At 66.8% G+C, this 470-nt stretch carries 1 protein-coding gene; it reads left to right on the top strand.

Features of this window, described 5'->3' with window-relative positions; translation table 11 throughout:
- Window positions 1-470, top strand: a 470-nt coding sequence (locus tag EOA27_RS39815) for a hypothetical protein (protein WP_145970963.1), incomplete at both ends; no start/stop codon positions are given.

The raw sequence follows: 470 nt of genomic DNA, 5'->3' as shown, positions 1-470 counted from the left end.
ATGTCGGCAAGGGCCTGTCGGGCGGCCGCATCGTCATCCGCCCGCCGGAAGAAGCCAAGATCGTCGCAGCGGAATCGATCATCGTCGGCAACACGGTGCTCTATGGCGCCACCGAGGGCGAGGCTTACTTCGCCGGCGTGGCCGGCGAGCGCTTCGCCGTGCGCAATTCGGGCGTGGCGGCTGTCGTCGAGGGCGTCGGCGACCATGGCTGCGAATACATGACTGGCGGCATCGTCGTCGTGCTCGGCAAGACCGGGCGCAACTTCGCGGCCGGCATGTCGGGCGGCGTCGCCTATGTGCTGGACGAGAAGGGCGATTTCGCCGAACGCTGCAACATGGCGATGGTCGAGCTGGAGCCGGTCCCGGAAGAGGACGATTTGATGGAGAAGCTGCTCCATCACGGCGGCGACCTCGACCACAAGGGCCGCGTCGACGTGTCGGGCGACATGACCAGCCATGACGAGGAACGG

The sequence above is a fragment of the Mesorhizobium sp. M2A.F.Ca.ET.037.01.1.1 genome (genome assembly GCF_003998075.1).
In the GTDB taxonomy this organism is placed as follows: Bacteria; Pseudomonadota; Alphaproteobacteria; order Rhizobiales; family Rhizobiaceae; genus Mesorhizobium.
Note: the sequence above shows the minus strand (reverse complement) of the source record. Positions and strands in the feature narration are given on the sequence as shown.